This is a genomic window from Enterococcus sp. DIV0421, assembly GCF_051713745.1.
GTDB classification, from domain to species: domain Bacteria; phylum Bacillota; class Bacilli; order Lactobacillales; family Enterococcaceae; genus Enterococcus_D; species Enterococcus_D casseliflavus.
Genome location: NZ_JBIOQM010000004.1, coordinates 20249 through 39515 on the forward strand (window position 1 = coordinate 20249; position 19267 = coordinate 39515).

A 19267-nucleotide genomic window follows, 5' to 3' on the forward strand; every position below is an offset into this window, starting at 1 on the left:
TGTAAAAAAACACATATTCTTCTTACTCTGATATTTCACAAAATCAATCGACTCTCTCTGCAACAAGATACATAAATTTTAATAATATTTTCTAAGTAAATATTCAAATTTTGGACTTAATAATCTGTTTACTTGATTTATCTCAATTTACTGTTTTATGTTTACTATAACTAGAACGTAGATTCTGAAGATGAGTCTTTTCTATCTTTATTATATTTTGAAAATTCAGAATTAGCCCCCCCTCTTTTTTTATGAATCGGTTGTTATCTAATCAGTGAAGACATCTATATCCACACATAAAAGATAAATCTATAGAATACTTTACCTGCTTTTTTATTCATCATAATTTTTTTCTAACTGATAGCTTTTATCCGTTGTTATACTGATTTTTTTAGATATGACCAAACAAATTGATATCCAGTAGACATAATGAAAGTAAAAAGCGTTATCTTTGTTTTTCAATAAAAATAGGCTCTATAATTTATGGGGCTGAAGAATTAGAATTGATTCTTCAGCCCTATCTTTATTATTGACTTTAGTCAGTTTCGTTCGCGTAGCGTACGAAACAAAAAAACCGCGCGTTTCTACGCGTGAACGAAATAGCTTTAGCGATAAAAGTTTAGCACATACCAGATGGAATTGTAGGGTTCACATAGTCTTCACCCCGAAGTATCAACGAAAAGTGATTTATGGAAAGTTAAGAGTAAGTATTGGTCAGATAGCCAGAAAATTGTGTGAGATGAAAGCTGTTGAAATCATTGAAGCTCATGCCATGCCTGACCATATTCAACTGTTAGTAAGAATACCACCAAAGACTCGTATTTCTAGTTTTATGGGCTACTTAAAAGAACGAAGTGCAACCTTAATCCATAAAAAACATGCGAATTTGAAATATAAGTATGGGAATATAAGCTTTGGGTCTAAAGGATACTACGTGAGTACGGTTGGGTTAAATCAAAAAACAATAGAAAAATATATTCGAGAACAAGAAGCAGATGATCGAATAAGAGATAGTATAAGTAAACAAGAGTATGTAGATTCATTTAAATAGTTAAAGAGAGATAGGGCTGTGAGCGGTTGGTGATCATTTAAAAAGCCCCTTTATAAGGGGCTAGCAAGTGGTGAGCCCTTCTAGGGCTGTTAAATATCCACCCGTGAAACGGGTGGATATTTACTTCACGGCAGTCTAAAATTAACTGATACCTATAAACACCTTTTTTTATCTAAGCTCTGGCCATAGATATTTATTAGCTTCATACAATTCGTTTAAAACTTTTTTTCCTACAGTATAATTAGGGATGGTTTTATTTAATAGTACTGCATTCAATGCTGTTTGATATGAACCAGACAAAGCAGCATCTACCGTCAGTTTTTCATAAGCTTTTTGCATCTCCATCAGCCCTTTTTGCATAGTAGGAATCTCACCGACATTAATTGTTTCTGCACCCATTGATCCTACATAAGCGGGTATTTCTACAACAGCTTCTGGATCAAAGTTAGAGATTGCACCATGATTCTTTTTATTTACGATGAATCGTTCTCTTGTATTATGGATGATTGCATAAGCAATATCCACGATATAGTTTCCATGAACGCCTGCATGCAAGGAAGAATTTTTTGCTGAACCTGCTGCGATTACTCGTCGGCACTCATCATAGATGCGTTTTTCTCTTCCTTGCATAACAAAATCTCCACGAGTGAAGGATGGGTCATCATGAGCCACAATTTCATCAGGTGTCAAATAGTACTGTAGGTAGCAATTAGGAAAATATTCTGGAAAACGTTTGAATAGACTAACCATTTGTTTATACGTATCAATCCAATATTGATCTCCCTCAGTTTCTTCATTCGACATTAACAAGGTATCAATTTTTCCACTAAGAACATCTGCTCGAAGCTGAGGCAATAGATCCTTTCCTGTTTCATCAACGATATTGGTCCACCAACCGAAATGATTTAAACCGAAATACTTAAAAGTAAGATCTCGCAAATCTTTATTGAAATATTTAGCGATCGCACCTTCAATTGAGATAGGCATATCACAAATACACAAAACGTTTGCGTCGGGGAATTCTCGGTAGATCGCTTCTGATAAGATCGCTTCCGGATTGGTATAATTAAGTATCCAAGCATTTGGACAGATTTGCTTTACCTTACGAATAATTTCCAGTACTGCTGGAATGACTCTCATGGCAAAAGAAAATCCTCCAAGCCCGCAAGTTTCTTGACCGACTACACCATTGTTTAAACAAATTTTTTCATCAATTGCTCGCTGTTTGTTCAAACCCGGACGAATCTGCATGAATAAGAAATCTGCCCCCTTTAATGCTTCATCAAGATCTGTGGTATATGAAACAGTTACTTTAGATCCTGTTTCTGCATAATACATTTTCGTATATTGTCCTAATAAGGAAACACGATCAGCATCGTTATCATACAAAACTAATTCCTTAAGATGAAGTTCTTCAGCACGCTTTCTCAACACTTCTAAAATTCCAGGCGATTGAGTAGATCCTCCGCCGATCATTACAAACTTGTTACCCATTGATTCATTCCTCCAATAATTCTACTAATTGATTATTATGCTTTTGTTACTTTAAGTTGAGACATGTAAGCTTCAACTTTTTCTCGTTCTTCTTCTACCCCTACACCGATAATGATTTGGATATGTTTACCTTTATCAATGATTCCAGAGGATTTGACCTTTTCTTTCAAAATGGACATATTCACTTTTGTCTCATCTTTAACGTCAACACGAAGTCGGGTGTAGCAATTAATGATGTTTTCAATATTGTCAGCACCACCTAAACCTACTACGATATTTTGTATTTGTGGCTCAAATTCCGAATTTTCATCAACGACATTTACAGTAGAATCGATAGAAGCGACATCCATTGTTTGATCCTCTACCAATTTCTTTTCTCTTCCTAAAGTTGGGATGTTTAAACGAACAATCAACGTTTTGAAGACGAAATATTCAAGTAATGCTGTAGCTCCGATTACAATAGGCAACAGATATTGATGTCCTAACGAGCTAGGAAATGCAAAACTATTTATAATCATATTGATTCCAGTATCAAATTGAATATTAATTCCGACAATATTTGTGATAAATAACGTCAAACCGTACACAACAGAATGAGCTAACCAAAGTACAGGAGATAGGAATAAGAATAGAAATTCTAACGGTTCAGTAACTCCCGCTAAAAATGCAGTAGTAACAGTAGGAATCAAAACTGCTGCGACTTTTTTACGATTCTCTGGTCGAGACGTTTTCCAGATGGCAAACGCAATACCAATTGGTAATGAAATGGACCCTAGATTAGATAAGTAACCAATAGAAGGATGCATAGTAGTAATTTGACTCGCATTACCTAATTCAGCTAACCAGATATTAAATGCTCCATTGTACATTTGGCCAGCAATCTCTGCAGACCCCCCCAGTGGAGTATAAAAAATTGGCATCCATAAGAAATGATGCAAACCTAATGGCAATAACAACCGATTCAAGAATCCATAGAAGAAGAACCCAGCCGCCCCAGCGGTTGTAGTTGTTTTAACTATAGATTCTACCCCAGCATTGATGATCGGCCATACATAGGTGATCCCCACAGCGAATAAAATAGTAGCAAATACGATCAAGATGTAAACGGATTTCGTCCCTGAATAAGGAGAAAAATATTTATGCAGTTTAATTTCTCCAAATTTATTCACCATAAAACCAACAAACACACCTAAAAGAATACCTAAAAACACACCCATATCGGTTACTTGAATACCGAAAACCATTCCTTGACCAGTACCGTAAAGTCCTTGTTCTCCAGCCTTCGCTAGTCGATCAGTCAGAGTCAACCAAGCATTGTTTGCATACAAAAAGATGAGATAGGTCACAATGCCAAGTATGGCAGCATCTGTTTTGTATTTTTGTTTTGCCAATGCTGCAGCAATTCCAACACAAAAAATGGCGCTTAATTGACCAATCATCCCTCCAGAAAGAATATTGAAGACAAAATTTCCGACCTCTTTTGAAAAGGAAGGCATAACTTCCAGTTTTAAGATTGCACACACAGAGAGGATGATCCCCGTTACTGCCATGAACATAACTGGTTGAATAATGGCTTTAGAAAAGGTACTTGCCGATTTCATAAACTTTTCTTTCATTTGTTGTTCACCTCTATTTTTTCTTTTTCATTTTTTTAACTGACAGGAATTCGTATGTCACCGTAATGACAAGTTTCTATTTTGTTCTGAATAAAAAGTTCTTTCATTTGAGGATCACATAATAGTGCTACTTCTCTTGTTCGTTGAATATTAAAAGAGGAGTGGAAATACAAGTGCTCATCAACGAAAGCTGGATGGACCATCAATTCGGTTATTTGTTCGTCCGCCACTTGGTTCAAGACCGATTGAATCTCTTCAAAACATTGTTTACGGTTGGATTCTAATGGAGTTGTGAAATCACGAATATGTTTATGGTTCATAAGATCTAAAAAGCCAGTAATACACTTTTGATAAGGCAAAGCGACTTGATCTTCTAACCCATAAGCATTTCTAAAACACAGTTGATACTTTTCAGCAATTTTTTTGGTAATTTCTTGATTTTCGGAAAATGTATGAACATGATGATGACTATCAAGGTGTGTTAGTTCCAGTCCCTGTTCTAATAGGTAATCAATTTGACTGGACCATTCTTCAAAAATCTCTTGTTCATCCATGTTTGATCGATTTGTTTTATATTCCTTCAATCCGAAGAAATTTCCATCTTCCTTCACTAAAGTAGAACGTTCGTACAAAGGCGCGCCGCATGTCAAAACTAAATGTCCACCAACACCGAATGAAGGATTTTCTTTGGCCAACTCAATTGCTTCATCACAGCCGGGCATATTTGCCATCAATGTTGCTGATGTTAAAACTCCTTTTTTGAAAGAGTTGATGATCCCTAGGTTCACAGCTGTTGAATACCCAAAGTCATCGGCATTGATAATAACTTTTTTCATATTTAACCCTCGCTTATTAAAGAAATTACTTTCATACAATTGTATTTACTTTCTTTATGCTCGTAGTATAGTATAAATAGAGAGCGCATACAACGTTTGGAAACAAGGTTGGTTTCGCTTTCTATAAATGAAATTACTTTCACGGAGGCCAGGGAATGGTGAAGATTTATTACATTAATCGTCTTTTTCCAAATAACCATCTTCGACAAGATGACGAAAAAATAATAGAAAGTATCATTGAAGAAATTGAAAATGGACTCACTGTAAGTATCAAAGCAGTTGCCGAAAAAAATTATACTTCGCAGTCTTCCATCAGTCGCTTAGCCAAGCGAGCAGGATTTAATAATTTTAAAGAATTAATTTTCTTTTTAACCAATACATTTTCTGTAGGTTCATCAAATCAATTAGATACGCTTCCTTTTGTTTCCGCAAATCAGGAATGGGATAGAATAGATAAATGTTTTACAAATGCTTTTTCTACAAAGAAAATCTATTTATTTGGTGAAGGATTTTGTCAATTTCTAGTAGAGTATACGTATAGAAAGTTACTTTTGAAAAAAATCTATGCGATAGATTTAGAAGGTGTAGAGATAAAATTAGTATCTGACGAAACCCCGCATACGTTGATTACCTTCTCCCAATCGGGTGAAAATAAACGTGGTCTAATTAAAATGAAAGAATGCAAAGAGTATGGGGGGACAGTGATTGCATTGACAGCAACAGAAGGCAGTAGTTATGTGAGAGAGAGCGACCTTTCTTTCATTGTCGAACGAGGCGCAACTAGAGTCGATCAGGAAAATCAGAATTTGAATTATTTTTACGGAAATTCCCTTAATTTAATTGAATACTTGCTTGATCGATGTACACAAAAAAAGTAAGCTCTCTTTGTATAGCTTACTTTTTTATAGGAGCTATTCTAACGACCATTGACTGCTCCAAGCACCTTGATGTATTGATCCGTATTCTAGGTAACCAAGATTATTTTCGATATGGATCACTTGATCGGGTTTCCAACGATTGATAAAGCGAGAGTAACCATTTATGGTTTCTTTCTTCCATTGAGCACTATAAGCAGTTTCTTGCAAATGACTATGCTCGACAAATCCTTTTTGGTTTTCTACATTTAGAATCTCTCCGGTTTCAACATTTTTGATTAAGAAGTACTCTCCTTTGGGAACAAGTTGCCATTGAGTGTTCTTTTCAGCGGAATTAGATAAACTGACTTTTTCAGAATTGGTATCTAAGTTAATAAATTTCCCTGTTTCATGGTTTTTTAAAGATTGATTAGGAAGCTCATAACCTTCATTTTTTTTGTACACTCGAACATAATCAATCGCCCATTCTTTGGGAAAACCGTCATTGTGTTTTCCTGATCCTGAGTCAGTATAGATATTTAGTATCATCCCCATGGGATAATCGGGTGCTTGATTAATGGTTCTGAATAATTTTCCATCAAAATAGAATTTTAAAGAACCAGGTTGCCAATCCAACGCATAAGTATGATAGTCATTAGTAAGACTATCTAAACCAACTTCACCAGGAACAACAGCTTCTGATCCTCCTAAAGTAGATGTGGTACTATCTGTCCATGAAGTAGAAAAGAATGGATCGTTCCAGCCAAAGGTACAAGCCTGCCATAACCCTTTTAGTCTATTTTCTTCTGTTACTCCCTTGGTGCCTACTGGTCTTTGCACATTCTCACTATAGTCGAAGAATGTTTCAATGATGTCTATTTCTCCAGTTTCTTTTGAGTTTGCCCAATCATTCGTGTCATTTTGCATCCCCACTAGCCACCAAGCTTGGTGACCGCCTCCAAGCGATTTACTTAATTTCGCTCGAATTTCAAAATAGCCGTAAGTAGTCGCGTATCCGCCAGTTTCAACATCTCCGAGCATTTCTTCTTCTTTTGGAATAGGGGACATCAGCTTGTCAGTGTTCGCAAAATTATGAATCCAATTCTTGTTGAAAGATTGAATAGCACTTGATTTTACACCATTGGTTCCGTACCCATAATTATCTTTATCAAGAGTGGGTGCCCACGGTTTTTGATCTTCCTCAATAAATTCAATCAGGGCACCATTCTCGAAACGATAATTTGCCTTCGCATCTGCTGGATTATCTGCCCAATGTTCTAAGTAACGATCTATCCATTTACTTTGGTCTAGTTCAGGACCATTGAATTCGTCATAAAAATCTAAACGATACCCCTCTTTTTCAGGAATAGCTTCTGCAGCATCGGCTGTCATTCCGACTCCAAGTAAAACAATTGAAATAGCAAAACTAAAAAACAACTTATTCATTTTAGTAACCCCTTTCATTATTTGTATGCCTAATGTATCACGATTTACATAAAAAAAAATCAGATTACTCAAATTAGAAATAGCATTCAAAATCAGGAAGTACTTTCAAAACGTGTAAAACACCACTAAAAGTGCTATCTTGGAGTCTGATGTATTAACAAAATATTAGCATAAAATAACAATATAATCTTGGTTATATTGTTAACAGTAAAGACGCTTATCACATTTCCAGAGATTACTATTCATCCTAAAATCACACATAGTTTTCTAAAGAAAAACGACAAGTTGTATGTATCCTAATAAAGTTGACATATTTTTTGATATATTATTGAAGTTTTAAATCACCTTGGAATTGGCAAAGAATACAACAAGAAAAGAAATTGCCGATTGCTATTTTGTCTCTGACGTAACCGTCCTGCGTGTCCTGCACACCTGTTTAAAACTTATCATCCTCGTTTTGATACGTTCCCTTCGGTCCTTTGTTTTGATGCGTTCAAATCAATGAAACCCTGCAGTGGAAAAATGAGTTTTGCTTTTATGAAGGAGCAGCCCCAGCAATTACTCGGTGTATTGGAGAATCGTCGCATTGCTTTCTTAAAACCATAGTTTCTTAAATTCACTCGAAAAGCACGAGCGAACGTGAAATACATCGTAATGGATATGAATGCCCCTTATTTTCAACTTGTAAAGGCGGTCTTCCCAAACGTAAAAATCGTGACCGATTGCTTTCACATTGTCCAATAAATCACTCGTGCGTTAAACCCGTTGCGAATGAAAACAATGAACAGCTTTCAAAAAACGGAACCGACAAAGTATAGACGATTGAAGCGATTCTGAAAATTACTCCTGAAGAATGCCTATGATCTGAATAGTTCCAATCATCAATATGATTGATCCTCGTAATATATATTTTGAAAAAACTTTCATTCCTTCAATTACCCTTATAGACTATTCCTAAATTTTTTTTATAAAATAACGATTATTACTTGGATACTGAGGGATATTCCTGAATAATAAGCCTTAGAAAGGACTTACGGGAAGACGCTATCGATCCTTTCAGCTAGACCGCGACGAAAGACTGTGACCCGAACCGTTGGTATAACCTCCAACACACTAGCTAAGTCCATTAACTTCTACCAATCTTAGTAGAGATTGGTAGAAGTTTAATGAATTAAAACTCTATTATGCGAGGCTGTCGTTAGACAACGTGATTTTGGGATATCCCACAGTACCCCAGCAATTTCCGAATAAATAATGAAAGGAGGTCCTTCCACATGAACCTAGTTGTCGGTTTAGACGCTAGTTCCGAAAAATTAGATGCCTGCTTTATGGCAGACGACTCAAAGTTGCTTGTCCTAAAAGAAGCGACCTTTGAAAACAGTCAGGTTGACGCAAGTCAAATCAAAGTATTGATTCTAGAATTTTCTCGAGATTTTGAAATAGAAAAATTAGTGATTAGTATGGAAGCCACATCTTTATACAGCTTTCATCTATCGATGTTCTTCAAAGAAGATTTTGAGTTAAACCAGTTAAACCAGTTAAACCAGTTAAACCAGTTAAACCAGTTAAACCTTACGGTTTCAGTCGAACAACCAACTAAGCTTCAAAAATATTGTAATATTTTTGAAGGACACAAAAACGATCGAATTGATGCTTTTTATAATGCGAACTATTTTCGTATACAAAGACAAGTGAACCCTATCGTTAAAGAAGAAAAATATCTTGCACTCCAACATTTAGCCCGCACTCTCGTTACCAGCTAATCAAACAGTTGGTTCGGGCGAAACAACACTTTGTCGAGAACACTTACTATAAATGCAACACACTTTCAAAAGCGTTAAATGCCGAATTTATCTCATTCAAAGCTTGATCTTCCAAGTAAAGTAAATATCCACCCGTTTCACGGGTGGATATTTACTGCTTCAAATTCACTCAAAATCTTCGTTTTGACTAATACCAATTATCAGCAAAACTGAGTATTATTGTAAATTTCATCAATTAGGCTTAAACACCATTGAATAATATAATTTCCAACATTATAATTAAACCATCCATTTTAATATTCTTTCAAACAACCTTATCCTATCCTTCTCAAGGATAGGTGTTTTTGTACCTTTAGCTCAGTTGGTCAGAGCAGACGGCTCATAACCGTCCGGTCGTAGGTTCGAGTCCTACAAGGTACATAAAAGATCCCCTCCTATGTGTAAAGCTACATAATGCAGATTTTAAAATAACAAATTTAACTAGATGTACCGCAGTTGTTGACATTAAATATGTTGATATCTCTCGATCGCCTAATTCCCAATCTTGCACTGTGCGTTTCGGTATATCGTACAATTGAGCAAACTCAGCACGAGTGCTTGTCAGTTGCTTCCGATTCTCTGTAAAATCATTTTTAGCAAGATTGTAAATATGTGTTAATAACGATTCGACGTTGTCAACATCTATCTAATCTAGACTGGCTTGTTTAACAAAATCGTTAACATTATTGCTTTCTATAGCTCTTTGATAGAGCTGTACGAATAATTGATAATTCATTCTTAGTCCCAACTACTTTCTTCAACTAGTCATTTTCTGAACACTTCTATTAGAAAAAAAGAAGATCAACTCTTTTAGATTCTGATATGGATGGCAGTCCATAAAAAGCGAGAGGGGCAAATTTACATTCCACTCTTTTAGATTCTGATTTCAGCGTCTCCCCCACCAATTTCTGTTCCTACATCATTTACATTCCACTCTTTTAGATTCTGATGCAATCCTACGAAATAGCAAACAGGAGGTATAAGCGATTTACATTCCACTCTTTTAGATTCTGATGCAGCACACCCTGAACGGCAGGGATACGCAAGGGCTATTTACATTCCACTCTTTTAGATTCTGATAGGATTTGTTAAAGATTCCAATTCTAGACCAGACTAATTTACATTCCACTCTTTTAGATTCTGATGAACAAGTAGATGAATTGAAAAAGGATCTAGCTTTCCATTTACATTCCACTCTTTTAGATTCTGATTAAGTCAGTTTCAGGGACATTATTATAATAACAGATATTTACATTCCACTCTTTTAGATTCTGATTGCGGTTGAACCGTCTTTTTTTGTATACTTTTTAATATTTACATTCCACTCTTTTAGATTCTGATATTCCGAATCATGAAGGATCGTTACATTGTAACTCCATTTACATTCCACTCTTTTAGATTCTGATCTGTTCATTCCACTTATTTGGATAAAAAATAGTATATTTACATTCCACTCTTTTAGATTCTGATTGAAAACTTTGCTCAAGTCCTACTAATATTCAGTAAAATTTACATTCCACTCTTTTAGATTCTGATCAGGACATTTTTGATTCAGAGTTGGCAATCTATTGGATTTACATTCCACTCTTTTAGATTCTGATGTTATTGTACTTTGAAATATGTATTTATCCAAAAATATTTACATTCCACTCTTTTAGATTCTGATCCTTTGACTGATCGGGATCAACTGCATTTAGCCTAATTTACATTCCACTCTTTTAGATTCTGATAATGTTCTTTCTTTCCACGAAAACCGTGTTTATCTTTATTTACATTCCACTCTTTTAGATTCTGATGCGTTTACGGTAATCTTTGCCGTAAGCGTGATTATATTTACATTCCACTCTTTTAGATTCTGATAAGCGCTCGTTGCAATGCTTTGACCATGTCAGACACATTTACATTCCACTCTTTTAGATTCTGATGAGGAGTCCTTTGACGTTCTCAAGGAATAAAAACCGATTTACATTCCACTCTTTTAGATTCTGATAAAAGAAAAACGTAACGTTGTCGGAAAAAGATTGAAATTTACATTCCACTCTTTTAGATTCTGATCCCGCTACTCACGCGCATTGAAACAATAGGCTTTTTAAGCCTATTTCTGTCGATCACCAAAATTTCAGTTGGATTGCCTGTTTAAATAACAGGTTAAATTAGAATAACTTTGTATTTTCAATGCTTTACGTCATCTGTCGTAACTATGGGAAATTACGGTTATTCACCATCGACAGAGAAAATGGTTAAAAGAAATTTGAAACCAACTCTGTACCATCGATACCAATATAGTCTTTTTGCAGCCATTTTTTATTAGTATTTTTAAAAATCAAGATTGAATCCAGTTCTTCTCGAACGTGTTCTCTTAATTCTTGTTCAAGCTTTTTTAGTTTTGCAGGTGTAATCTCACCTTCAAAAACAGATTTTTGTACATGGTTCAAATATTTTTTACAGATTTTAAATACTCGATTCAACACTCTTGCTCCTTTTTCTTCTAAGGAAATATCGTAAACAAGAATAACATACATACGTTTCACCACCAGATTTTGAAAGGTTCGTACTCTTTATCATTCATCAAATGTTTGATTAATTTGTAACATTCCAATCGCATTAACTTTCGATAGGATACATTTCTTTTCAATTCACGATGTCGAATCGTTTTGTTTAAACGTTCGTCAAATTGGCGCAGGACTTTTTGTTGACCGGTTTGTTTTAGGTAATTGCCATTCGATCCGCTCTCAAAATCTTTGTCCGTAATGATTTTTTTATTAATCAACGAAAAAATCATTCGGTCTACAATTAGTGGCTTAAAAATCTCGGCAATATCCAAAGATAGAGAAAACCTTCGCTCTGAGTTGCTATGAAGATAGCTGATCGTAGGATTGAAGTGATCTGCTCTTCTACCTCTTTTCCACGTCGTCGATAATACTGCAAATTACGCAAACAATTAGTAGTTGCCCCATCAACAAACTTCCTTGCGAGAATGATTCGCTTGTCTACTTCTGTCGAGTGGCAAACTTGCTGAACAAGAAGTTTGCCCGAAACATTCTTCTCACGAGGATAAAATGTGCCGGTGTAATACCCGTAATAGTTAAAAAAATGAACGGGAATTTTCATCTCCGAAAGATAATTTAAACATTTCGTATTCGTCGTCACTTCGCCAAACAAATAGATATCACGTGTCATTTCAATTTTCAAGTCTTTTTTTCGACCATCTGAGGTTTCCATACGAATAACATTATCTTTACGACTTAGTGTTCCACTAGAATACAAATAGTAACTCTCTATTTTTCTCACCACCTAAATAAAACAATACTCATAATATGCACATTTCGAGCAAATTTTCTTTTTTTCAATTTTGGGTGAATCCGGTTGAGTAACAATCGTTTTAATAGAGTCTATCATCCCTTCAAGTGTCTTTATTTCTTTTTCGTTCAAGGTGACTTCTACTCGCTCTCTAAGTTTTGGATAATCGATATATCCTTTCTCTACTAAAACACCCTTCTTTTGCAAATAATACAGGTAATACCTCAATTGCCAGACTGCCGCAGGTTCAATCGCTCGAGATTTTTTCACTTCATGCAACACTTTCCAATCCTCGAGAAAATCAATCATGATCGTATCATCTACCATAATTTGTTTTCGCTTGTCCTTGTATGTACCCGTATCCAATAATTTCCCCAATTGAACATTCTCGTTTTCTTCTTCATATTGTAGCCCTTGTGCGAATAGCCACAGTTTTCTTTGACATACAAAATAGTAATTGATTATATTCCCAGTAATTTTCATAATGAACACCTACACAAAATTATCTTCTTCAGTACCTTCCAACACTTCAAATCCAATGTTGGCATCGTACTTTCCTGCAACGAAAAAAACATGCTCAAAGCGGCCGACTTGTTGCAAGCGGACTTGATTTTGTTTCAGACACTTTCTAAACAACCATTCAGGGAGGGACATCGTGAAATTTTCCAGTTTCGCTTTAATTTTCTGTCGGTACATTTTAGGATTTTTCTTTTCACTTATTGGTAACTCGTCATTTTTCATCGCCAACGTCTTCAAATACTCATCAATTATTTGTGAATTTTCCTGGTAGACATCCTCAGGAATAACCATCCTGCTTTGAATATTTCGGAAAAGCTCGCGGACTTTTTTTGCAGACTTGTCATCATTTTCAGTTGCAGACAGCCATCGTAGCATATTCACTATCTGCTGGTAATAATCCGTATCTTTCATCTGTTCTGTCGTATAGGTTTCTTCGATCAAACGCATCTTCTTTGTTTCACTATAAATACCAGAACCAGCTTGACGCAAGGCTGCTTTTGATAGCGCAAATATCTGACGATGGACAACAGCTTGCGAACTAGCACCAATGCCGCTAGTTGCATGAGCACCACCATCAAACACATAAACATTCGGTTGCTCATAATTGCGTAAGGGGCGTTTACGGTAACAACGTCCCATTCTTTGAAACAAACCATTTAACTCAGACAGTTCAGTGATCAGCAGATCAAAATCAAGATCCAAAGAGGCTTCCACTACTTGGGTCGCTACCCAAATTCCTTCTGCTTCTGATTCGGCAAACTCTTGAATTTCTTGCTCTTTGACTTGACGGTCTTTGCGAACAAATTGACTGTGAATCAAACGAATCTTTTCACTTTCCATAATTTGAGACAATTGTTGGTATATCTGCTTGGCTTTACGAACTGTATTACAGATCACTAATAGTTTTCCTGTACAATAAAGTTCTGCTATTGCCTCTGCCGAAAGGCCTTCTTCTACAATTTGTACATTATGGCGTTCCAATAACTGTTCATCTAGAAAGCAAGGCGGATTTTTCGGTATATTTAACCCTCTTTTTTCAAACAAATCTAACAAATAGGGCGGCAGGGTCGCTGTCATTACAAGAAATTTCCCGCCGAAATCTTGGATTTCTTTCAATCCTTTAATTAGATAGGCCAACAGATCTGGGGAATACATTTGTATTTCATCGATGACCACTTTGGAATAAGCAAATGTTGCTAATTTTTGTTCAAAGCCGGCATAATGGTAAACAAAGTCAAACGTTTGATCCAATGTTGTGATGGTTAACGGCAATGACCAGCCTCGGATTTCAGTGAGATAGTTATCTAATTTGTCTAATTCGATGTCTTCGTTTTTTTCCTTTTCTGCAAGTAAAACGGCAAGACTGTCAGAATGCAAAATCCCGACTTGCTTTTGGTAATCCTCTTCTTTCTCATCCGCAATACCACTTCGAATACGTTCGTATATCGCATTGATCGCTGTGCGTAACGGCAAAGTGAAGAATCCTTTATTGTCACCAATCCACAGCAATCCCGCTTCCGTTTTCCCTAACCCTGTTTGTCCAATTAAAACGAGGCTCTCGTCTTGATGCCTTTGAACATAGTGTTGCATCTCATTCCAATCAAGTGTCGGATTTTCCGCTTTTTTCCGCCATGCGTCTCTTACTTTAGGCATGTTTTTCGTTAAAAAGTTTGCGGGATATTCAATTGCATAATTCCCACTCGCAGCGTAGTCGATCCGATTCAGCAGACCTTTTAGCATCACATATTCTTCAAAAGCATTTTCCTGACTGCCCAGTTTATGCCGTAGAGAGTAATAACGCGCCGTAGGACATTCGAATTCCAATGGTTTGACTGCACTTAGCGCCTTAAAAGGGAACGTTTCTGCAGGTAGTTTTAACGCTTGGATCTCGTTTTCAAACTGCTCGGTGTCAATATCAGCGAGATTTCGTTCATGATGCAAAGCGACTGCATACGTTAATGCTTTGATCTCTTTGACTTCGTATTGCTCTTCTAGTTCATCAAACGGTAATAATGCCGCACTCAATAGCCCGTGAGGAATTTCTCCTTCTTTCTTTCGTACGCCTTGTCTGATTTTTTCTTGAAAGAGATGATTCATTTTCCCTAAATCATGGTACTGGCATGCTATATGAAGAAGATCCCAATTTACTGGGATCTCGGGGTAATACATTTTTAGTTGCTGGTATCGTTTTAGTAACTCTTTGGTGTGTGCTACAATCGTTTCTCCTGTTGATTTTGCCAAAAATTGATCCGTCATTTATTCACCTACATTAAAAAGACCGCGTCTTCTTCTTCATCCATCCATATTTTTGTACGTCTTGGAAGCACAAATATACTTGTATAAAGGACCTCTTTGCGTTCAATCCAATTCCGCTTGAATTTCGGTTTGCTTTTTGTGCCAAAATTGTAGAGCTCATACACCTTCGGTAAAGTAAAACGTGTACCTGATAATCCTGTTCCTTCTGCATCGATTACGACCGTTTCATCCTCGATCATTTCTATTGGAAGATACGCATGCCATTGGTCTCGAATCACTTTATCTTTCGCCAATTTCTGCTCGGTGATCTCTACGATCGAAACCTTTTCAAAATTTGCTAAATCTTCTCGACGACCCAAAGAAGGAAACTCAGCAGGATATTTTAAAAACTGATAGATCTCCTCCACTTTTTCTTGATCATTCGGCACGATATGTAGGACTAAGTGTACATCTACCAACAATTCAGTGTAGCCAATCCCTCGACTAACACCAAACTCATTGACTTTTAGTTGATGACGCGCTTTATCAAACTTCATGCCATTTTTAAATTCATATCTCGTAAATAGGTCGTTGGTTTTGGAAAAATAATTCCCCTGAATACTTATATCCATCGGTTCATAGTGTTGATACCCGCACAAATTATGCACCATGCCGATGACCGTTGATAATGGCGGTAATGGGTAGGTTTCACGCAACTGAAAACTGGTCGGGCGACGATAGTTGACCATGTCTTGATGGATGGTAAGCTTAATCCCCTTCATAGTACTCTGCTACTTTCTGCTGCAAGCGTTCAAAAACTTGCGGGATTTTTTGACCATGTAAAACCGCTTGGATTTCTGCTGTGTTTTCAAATGCATCCTTCACAACCCCAACAAGGGTTTGCTGCCGAAGCTCATCCGTTAAAACACCTTCAATCTTTTCAACATCCACGCGATTTTGTTTAACATCTACCACATTTTCAAAAAGAGGATTTTTACGGTCATAGACGCCACCGACAACAAATAGCGGCTGTAAATTTTCACGACGACCGCGAATATCACGGTATAAATACTGAATCGTTTCCAATAACTTTTGAACACGACGACTTCTTTCTTCCTTCGGTAAGGCAATATCTGAATTGCGATCGATACCGATTTCGTCTAAATCAACAGTGACTGTATAACGATAGAAAGAGCGATGAATTTCTGATTGCGCAATTGAATTCATGGCTTTCTCATCCCCATTTTCTCGCAAACGCTTTGCTAACCCCATATTCGTTAGAAAATCCGTATCGCCTTTGTACGTTTCAAGCGAGATCGCATTAGACAAGCGCACTTTCGCAGAACGTGTCAAGGCGTTGTCGCCTTTTACAGTCTTCATATACCCGAATAAGTCCACTTCGGGGTAACGATCAATCGTTGCTTTTTGATCAAACTGGATGACCTGCTTGGTTCCACTACCTTCTGCACTGAGGGAGGCAAGAGGTTCCCCTAATTGTTCAACGATGTTATAACGAAGCGCTTGTCGAGAAATATACGTATACTGCTCGCCTTTGCCGCGAGTAATTTTTTTCAATGTTGCCACGTTCCCTAACGATTCCCCATAGTTCGCACTTTCTGCTAAAAAGATCATTGTGATTGTTAAGCCTTTACTCATTGTCATTTCCTCCTTCAATTTTCGCGTAGTCCCCAATCATCCCTGCAACGAAACTATAGCCAATGGTTTTAAATCCTTCCTCATCGTTGAACGTTGCTGATGTGAAATATTTAGGAACTTGCTTGTTCAAATACATATAGCTATTTAACAAAAGATCCAAGAATCCGTTTTTGTCACCGATTTTTAAGGCGTTCAATAATCGGAGACCAATTGAATCAGCTTTGTTCTTATTCGCGTACTCTTTTTTTAAGAAGAATCCATCGCGACGAATTCTTTGTAACTCTTCATCTTTTAATTCTTTCATTTGAATCAGCTCCTTTAAAAAGTTTTGGTTGATCGCAATCAGTTTTATGATGTGATCTGTTTTCATATAGACCTGCCCACCGGTTGCCTGTGTTCGTATTATTTGATAAATCAACGAAAACAAATTCGTGTTATTCATTAAATGAGTGATCGTCTCTTTATAAACACTCTGGTATTCACCGTTTAGAACAAAGCCCAAATTGAATAGTTTTGCCAGCTTGTCTTTTGATTGTTCTATCGTCTTTAAAATATGCTTTGGTAAAAGATTGAAATAATAGCGCTCATTTTCATAGCGCACAACTTGAATGTCTTGCAATTCTCGGCAGTGTTGCTGATTCATCGAATCTTGTAACGTTCGAATCAATGCCGCATACGTATCATCAGCCTTCACTTCCGCTTTATTTACACTTAATACATTTAAACGGATATTTGTATTGACATCCAACAACGTTCTTACCGAGTGATTATCGTTGACGAAGATCCCTTGGTTGTAGACATAGGTAAAGCCAGCTGGGATACAGGTGTACAACAAGCGGCATACAGGACACATAAATAAATCATTCGTGAATCCCCAGGCATTGCTTTGTTTTCGATTGGCATCATAACCAGCCTGGTTAATAAAGCTGTAGGAGATCTCGCCTTTTTTGATTGGCTGCCCACAATTCGTGCAGGACAACTTATCCTTCTCGTGATTCTCTTCTAAATAAGAGAACATGGATTCAATAAAATAAGCATGATACTTTTCGAAAAAATCCCCTTTGCTTTCTTGCCGATTTAAAAAAGAAACATCGTTATAGCCATTGTTGATGACAGCGTAGATTTGGATCTTAGCTGCCAGATAACGTTGCACCTCTTCTTGATGATAGTAGGCAAAGATTTCAGTTAGTAGGTCGTAACACTTTTTTACTCGCTCAATCACTTGCGCTTTGTCTTGTGCCATCTCGCCTTTTTTTAGTTTGTCAATTTTCGCCTGTTTTATTAGCGAAACAATATCTGTAGGCGAATCAATCAACGGATAAACAGCAAGATAACTGTTGCTTTCCCCATAACGCTTTAAGTCTGTCAGGTACTTCTGCAATCGTTGGTATGCTTTTTCGTCAAAATGAGCAAACTGTTCTTGTTGCTGACGCAGCATCTCATCTTCATACGCCAGTACTTTCGTTAAAGATGACAGCTTTTGGTATTGTTTCGCAAAATAGCCAAAATAGCTCTCTTCAAAATTTCTTAGCGCTTCGGTTGTCACTTCAACACTTTGAGGATTGATCTTAACGTGCTCTTCCCCAAGAATATTCACTAAACCGCAGATCGCCGCATTCTCCATCCATGAATTCAAGCGAAACTCTATTCGATCATCCTTCATGAGACTGTCCATTCCTTTCACCACCTTGTTTTATCTGATTCAAATAACCGAAATATAGCCCGGTTTTTGCGCCTAAACCGACATCCCGTATCACGTTTAAGAGATACGGCTCCCCAGTCACCTCAATACTGCCAATGGCACCTTGATAAAATTTCTCGTACGCCTTCGTGACCGTTTTCTTCATGTTTAATGGTTTAATTTTCAAGTGATCGATGTCATACTTGATTCCGTTACCCATTTCAGGAACCAAGCGATTGACCAAGTTTTGCTTTAAGACTGCTTCATAGTTTTCATCGCTGAAAGCTAAAAACCAATCTTTTCTAGTCTCTCGATTATGATCCCTCGCTAATATGGGGGATATCGCTTGAAAGACGACTTGTTTCTCAGTAATTGGTTCCTGGTAGATCGAGGAGACTGATTTGATTACTATCTTTGAATCACCCGCAAAAGGTATCGCTTTCATCTCTTTCAAAAAAATAAAGGCGTTATAAACTGCCATGGCCAAATCCGCTTTAGGTGTGGAAAATAAATAGGTGATGGTGGAGGTGTTAAGACGTATTTTTTCTTTTTCAAATGTTGCCCCTTTAAAGATAATCGCCTGAGAAAACAATTTCTCTTTATTTTGTTGATAAAGTGTTTGGTAAATTTCTGGAGACGCATTTTCTAGACCGCGTTTTAATAAAGACAAAAAGATTGACTGATACTTGATGGGAATTTCAACTTCATCTCTTGGTGATTGAACTTCTAAATTGATTCTGAATCGCATATTTGTCCCTCCATTTTTTTAGATTTTGA

General features: G+C 36.8%; 14 protein-coding genes, 1 tRNA gene, 3 pseudogenes and 1 CRISPR repeat array. Of the genes and pseudogenes, 5 read left to right on the plus strand and 13 right to left on the minus strand.

What is annotated here, in order from left to right; genetic code table 11:
* Nucleotides 1-610: 610 nt before the first annotated feature.
* Nucleotides 611-1051 (plus strand): annotated as a pseudogene (gene tnpA / locus IGI96_RS19255) (IS200/IS605 family transposase); the annotation flags it as partial.
* 168 nt (nt 1052-1219) lie between these two features.
* On the opposite strand, the gene IGI96_RS19260 reads toward tnpA, so the two are convergent.
* From IGI96_RS19260 to IGI96_RS19270, 3 genes are read right to left on the minus strand one after another with little or no spacing between them, the layout of a single operon-like run.
* Nucleotides 1220-2545: a 6-phospho-alpha-glucosidase gene (locus IGI96_RS19260; RefSeq protein WP_438785653.1), complete on the minus strand. Its 1326-nt coding sequence runs from the start codon at nt 2543-2545 to the stop codon at nt 1220-1222.
* Between the two features lie 35 nt (nt 2546-2580).
* The gene (locus IGI96_RS19265; protein WP_438785654.1) at nt 2581-4161 is read right to left on the minus strand and encodes a PTS transporter subunit EIIC; all 1581 of its coding nucleotides are present in this window, start codon (nt 4159-4161) and stop codon (nt 2581-2583) included.
* 35 nt (nt 4162-4196) lie between these two features.
* Nucleotides 4197-4997, minus strand: a complete 801-nt coding sequence (locus tag IGI96_RS19270) for a carbohydrate deacetylase (RefSeq protein WP_438785655.1) — start codon at nt 4995-4997, stop codon at nt 4197-4199.
* 155 nt (nt 4998-5152) lie between these two features.
* Between IGI96_RS19270 and IGI96_RS19275 the strand changes: the two genes are divergently transcribed.
* A complete protein-coding gene (locus IGI96_RS19275) occupies nt 5153-5875 on the plus strand; it encodes a MurR/RpiR family transcriptional regulator (RefSeq protein ID WP_438785656.1) in 723 nt (240 codons plus the stop codon).
* 33 nt (nt 5876-5908) lie between these two features.
* Here the strand turns inward: IGI96_RS19275 and IGI96_RS19280 are convergent, their stop codons facing one another.
* Nucleotides 5909-7297: a family 16 glycosylhydrolase gene (locus IGI96_RS19280; RefSeq protein WP_438785657.1), complete on the minus strand. Its 1389-nt coding sequence runs from the start codon at nt 7295-7297 to the stop codon at nt 5909-5911.
* 340 nt (nt 7298-7637) lie between these two features.
* On the opposite strand from IGI96_RS19280, the pseudogene IGI96_RS19285 reads away from it, so the two are divergent.
* The 3 genes and pseudogenes from IGI96_RS19285 to IGI96_RS19295 form a co-directional block, all read left to right on the plus strand.
* Nucleotides 7638-8131 (plus strand): annotated as a pseudogene (locus tag IGI96_RS19285) (transposase); the annotation flags it as partial.
* Nucleotides 8132-8571: 440 nt separating this feature from the next.
* Nucleotides 8572-9146 (plus strand): annotated as a pseudogene (locus IGI96_RS19290) (IS110 family transposase); the annotation flags it as partial.
* 260 nt (nt 9147-9406) lie between these two features.
* Nucleotides 9407-9480: transfer RNA gene (locus tag IGI96_RS19295), tRNA-Ile, on the plus strand.
* A gap of 475 nt (nt 9481-9955) precedes the next feature.
* Nucleotides 9956-11154: a CRISPR direct-repeat array (repeat unit 29 nt; unit sequence ATTTACATTCCACTCTTTTAGATTCTGAT).
* A gap of 185 nt (nt 11155-11339) precedes the next feature.
* On the opposite strand, the gene cas2 is transcribed toward IGI96_RS19295, so the two are convergent.
* The 9 genes from cas2 to cas6 are packed head-to-tail and all read right to left on the minus strand — an operon-like array spanning nt 11340 to nt 19238.
* Nucleotides 11340-11621, minus strand: coding sequence for a CRISPR-associated endonuclease Cas2 (gene cas2, locus IGI96_RS19300; protein ID WP_438785658.1), 282 nt, complete (start codon nt 11619-11621; stop codon nt 11340-11342).
* Nucleotides 11622-11626: 5 nt separating this feature from the next.
* Entirely contained in the window at nt 11627-11923 is a 297-nt protein-coding gene (gene cas1 / locus IGI96_RS19305; protein ID WP_438785659.1) for a CRISPR-associated endonuclease Cas1, read from the minus strand.
* Nucleotides 11893-12366 (minus strand): CRISPR-associated endonuclease Cas1, encoded by a 474-nt coding sequence (gene cas1 / locus IGI96_RS19310; RefSeq protein WP_438785660.1) that lies wholly within the window; start codon nt 12364-12366, stop codon nt 11893-11895. The genes cas1 (IGI96_RS19305) and cas1 (IGI96_RS19310) overlap by 31 nt, the downstream gene beginning before the upstream one ends.
* Nucleotides 12367-12393: 27 nt before the next feature.
* The gene (cas4, locus tag IGI96_RS19315) at nt 12394-12882 is read right to left on the minus strand and encodes a CRISPR-associated protein Cas4 (protein ID WP_438785661.1); all 489 of its coding nucleotides are present in this window, start codon (nt 12880-12882) and stop codon (nt 12394-12396) included.
* Nucleotides 12883-12891: 9 nt separating this feature from the next.
* On the minus strand, nt 12892-15174 hold the full coding sequence (gene cas3 / locus IGI96_RS19320; RefSeq protein ID WP_438785662.1) for a CRISPR-associated helicase Cas3': 2283 nt from the start codon (nt 15172-15174) through the stop codon (nt 12892-12894).
* An 8-nt stretch (nt 15175-15182) separates the two neighbouring features.
* A complete protein-coding gene (gene cas5, locus IGI96_RS19325; RefSeq protein WP_438785663.1) occupies nt 15183-15935 on the minus strand; it encodes a CRISPR-associated protein Cas5 in 753 nt (250 codons plus the stop codon).
* The gene (gene cas7i / locus IGI96_RS19330) at nt 15922-16809 is read right to left on the minus strand and encodes a type I-B CRISPR-associated protein Cas7/Cst2/DevR (RefSeq protein ID WP_438785664.1); all 888 of its coding nucleotides are present in this window, start codon (nt 16807-16809) and stop codon (nt 15922-15924) included. Before cas7i ends, cas5 begins: the two co-directional genes overlap by 14 nt.
* Nucleotides 16802-18484 carry a Cas8a1 family CRISPR/Cas system-associated protein gene (locus tag IGI96_RS19335; protein WP_438785665.1) on the minus strand — a complete coding sequence of 561 codons (1683 nt, stop codon included), beginning with the start codon at nt 18482-18484 and terminating at the stop codon, nt 16802-16804. The genes cas7i and IGI96_RS19335 overlap by 8 nt, the downstream gene beginning before the upstream one ends.
* A complete protein-coding gene (gene cas6, locus IGI96_RS19340) occupies nt 18462-19238 on the minus strand; it encodes a CRISPR-associated endoribonuclease Cas6 (protein ID WP_438785666.1) in 777 nt (258 codons plus the stop codon). The genes IGI96_RS19335 and cas6 overlap by 23 nt, the downstream gene beginning before the upstream one ends.
* Between the last annotated feature and the right edge of the window lie 29 nt (nt 19239-19267).

Coding starts and splice junctions, on each gene's coding strand:
- cas2 (WP_438785658.1), bottom strand. CDS start 11,621: ATGTATGTTATTCTTGTTTACGATATTTCCTTAGAAGAAAAAGGAGCA.
- IGI96_RS19280 (WP_438785657.1), bottom strand. CDS start 7,297: ATGAATAAGTTGTTTTTTAGTTTTGCTATTTCAATTGTTTTACTTGGA.
- cas6 (WP_438785666.1), bottom strand. CDS start 19,238: ATGCGATTCAGAATCAATTTAGAAGTTCAATCACCAAGAGATGAAGTT.
- cas3 (WP_438785662.1), bottom strand. CDS start 15,174: ATGACGGATCAATTTTTGGCAAAATCAACAGGAGAAACGATTGTAGCA.
- cas5 (WP_438785663.1), bottom strand. CDS start 15,935: ATGAAGGGGATTAAGCTTACCATCCATCAAGACATGGTCAACTATCGT.
- IGI96_RS19260 (WP_438785653.1), bottom strand. CDS start 2,545: ATGGGTAACAAGTTTGTAATGATCGGCGGAGGATCTACTCAATCGCCT.
- cas7i (WP_438785664.1), bottom strand. CDS start 16,809: ATGAGTAAAGGCTTAACAATCACAATGATCTTTTTAGCAGAAAGTGCG.
- cas4 (WP_438785661.1), bottom strand. CDS start 12,882: ATGAAAATTACTGGGAATATAATCAATTACTATTTTGTATGTCAAAGA.
- IGI96_RS19275 (WP_438785656.1), top strand. CDS start 5,153: ATGGTGAAGATTTATTACATTAATCGTCTTTTTCCAAATAACCATCTT.
- IGI96_RS19335 (WP_438785665.1), bottom strand. CDS start 18,484: ATGGACAGTCTCATGAAGGATGATCGAATAGAGTTTCGCTTGAATTCA.
- IGI96_RS19270 (WP_438785655.1), bottom strand. CDS start 4,997: ATGAAAAAAGTTATTATCAATGCCGATGACTTTGGGTATTCAACAGCT.
- IGI96_RS19265 (WP_438785654.1), bottom strand. CDS start 4,161: ATGAAAGAAAAGTTTATGAAATCGGCAAGTACCTTTTCTAAAGCCATT.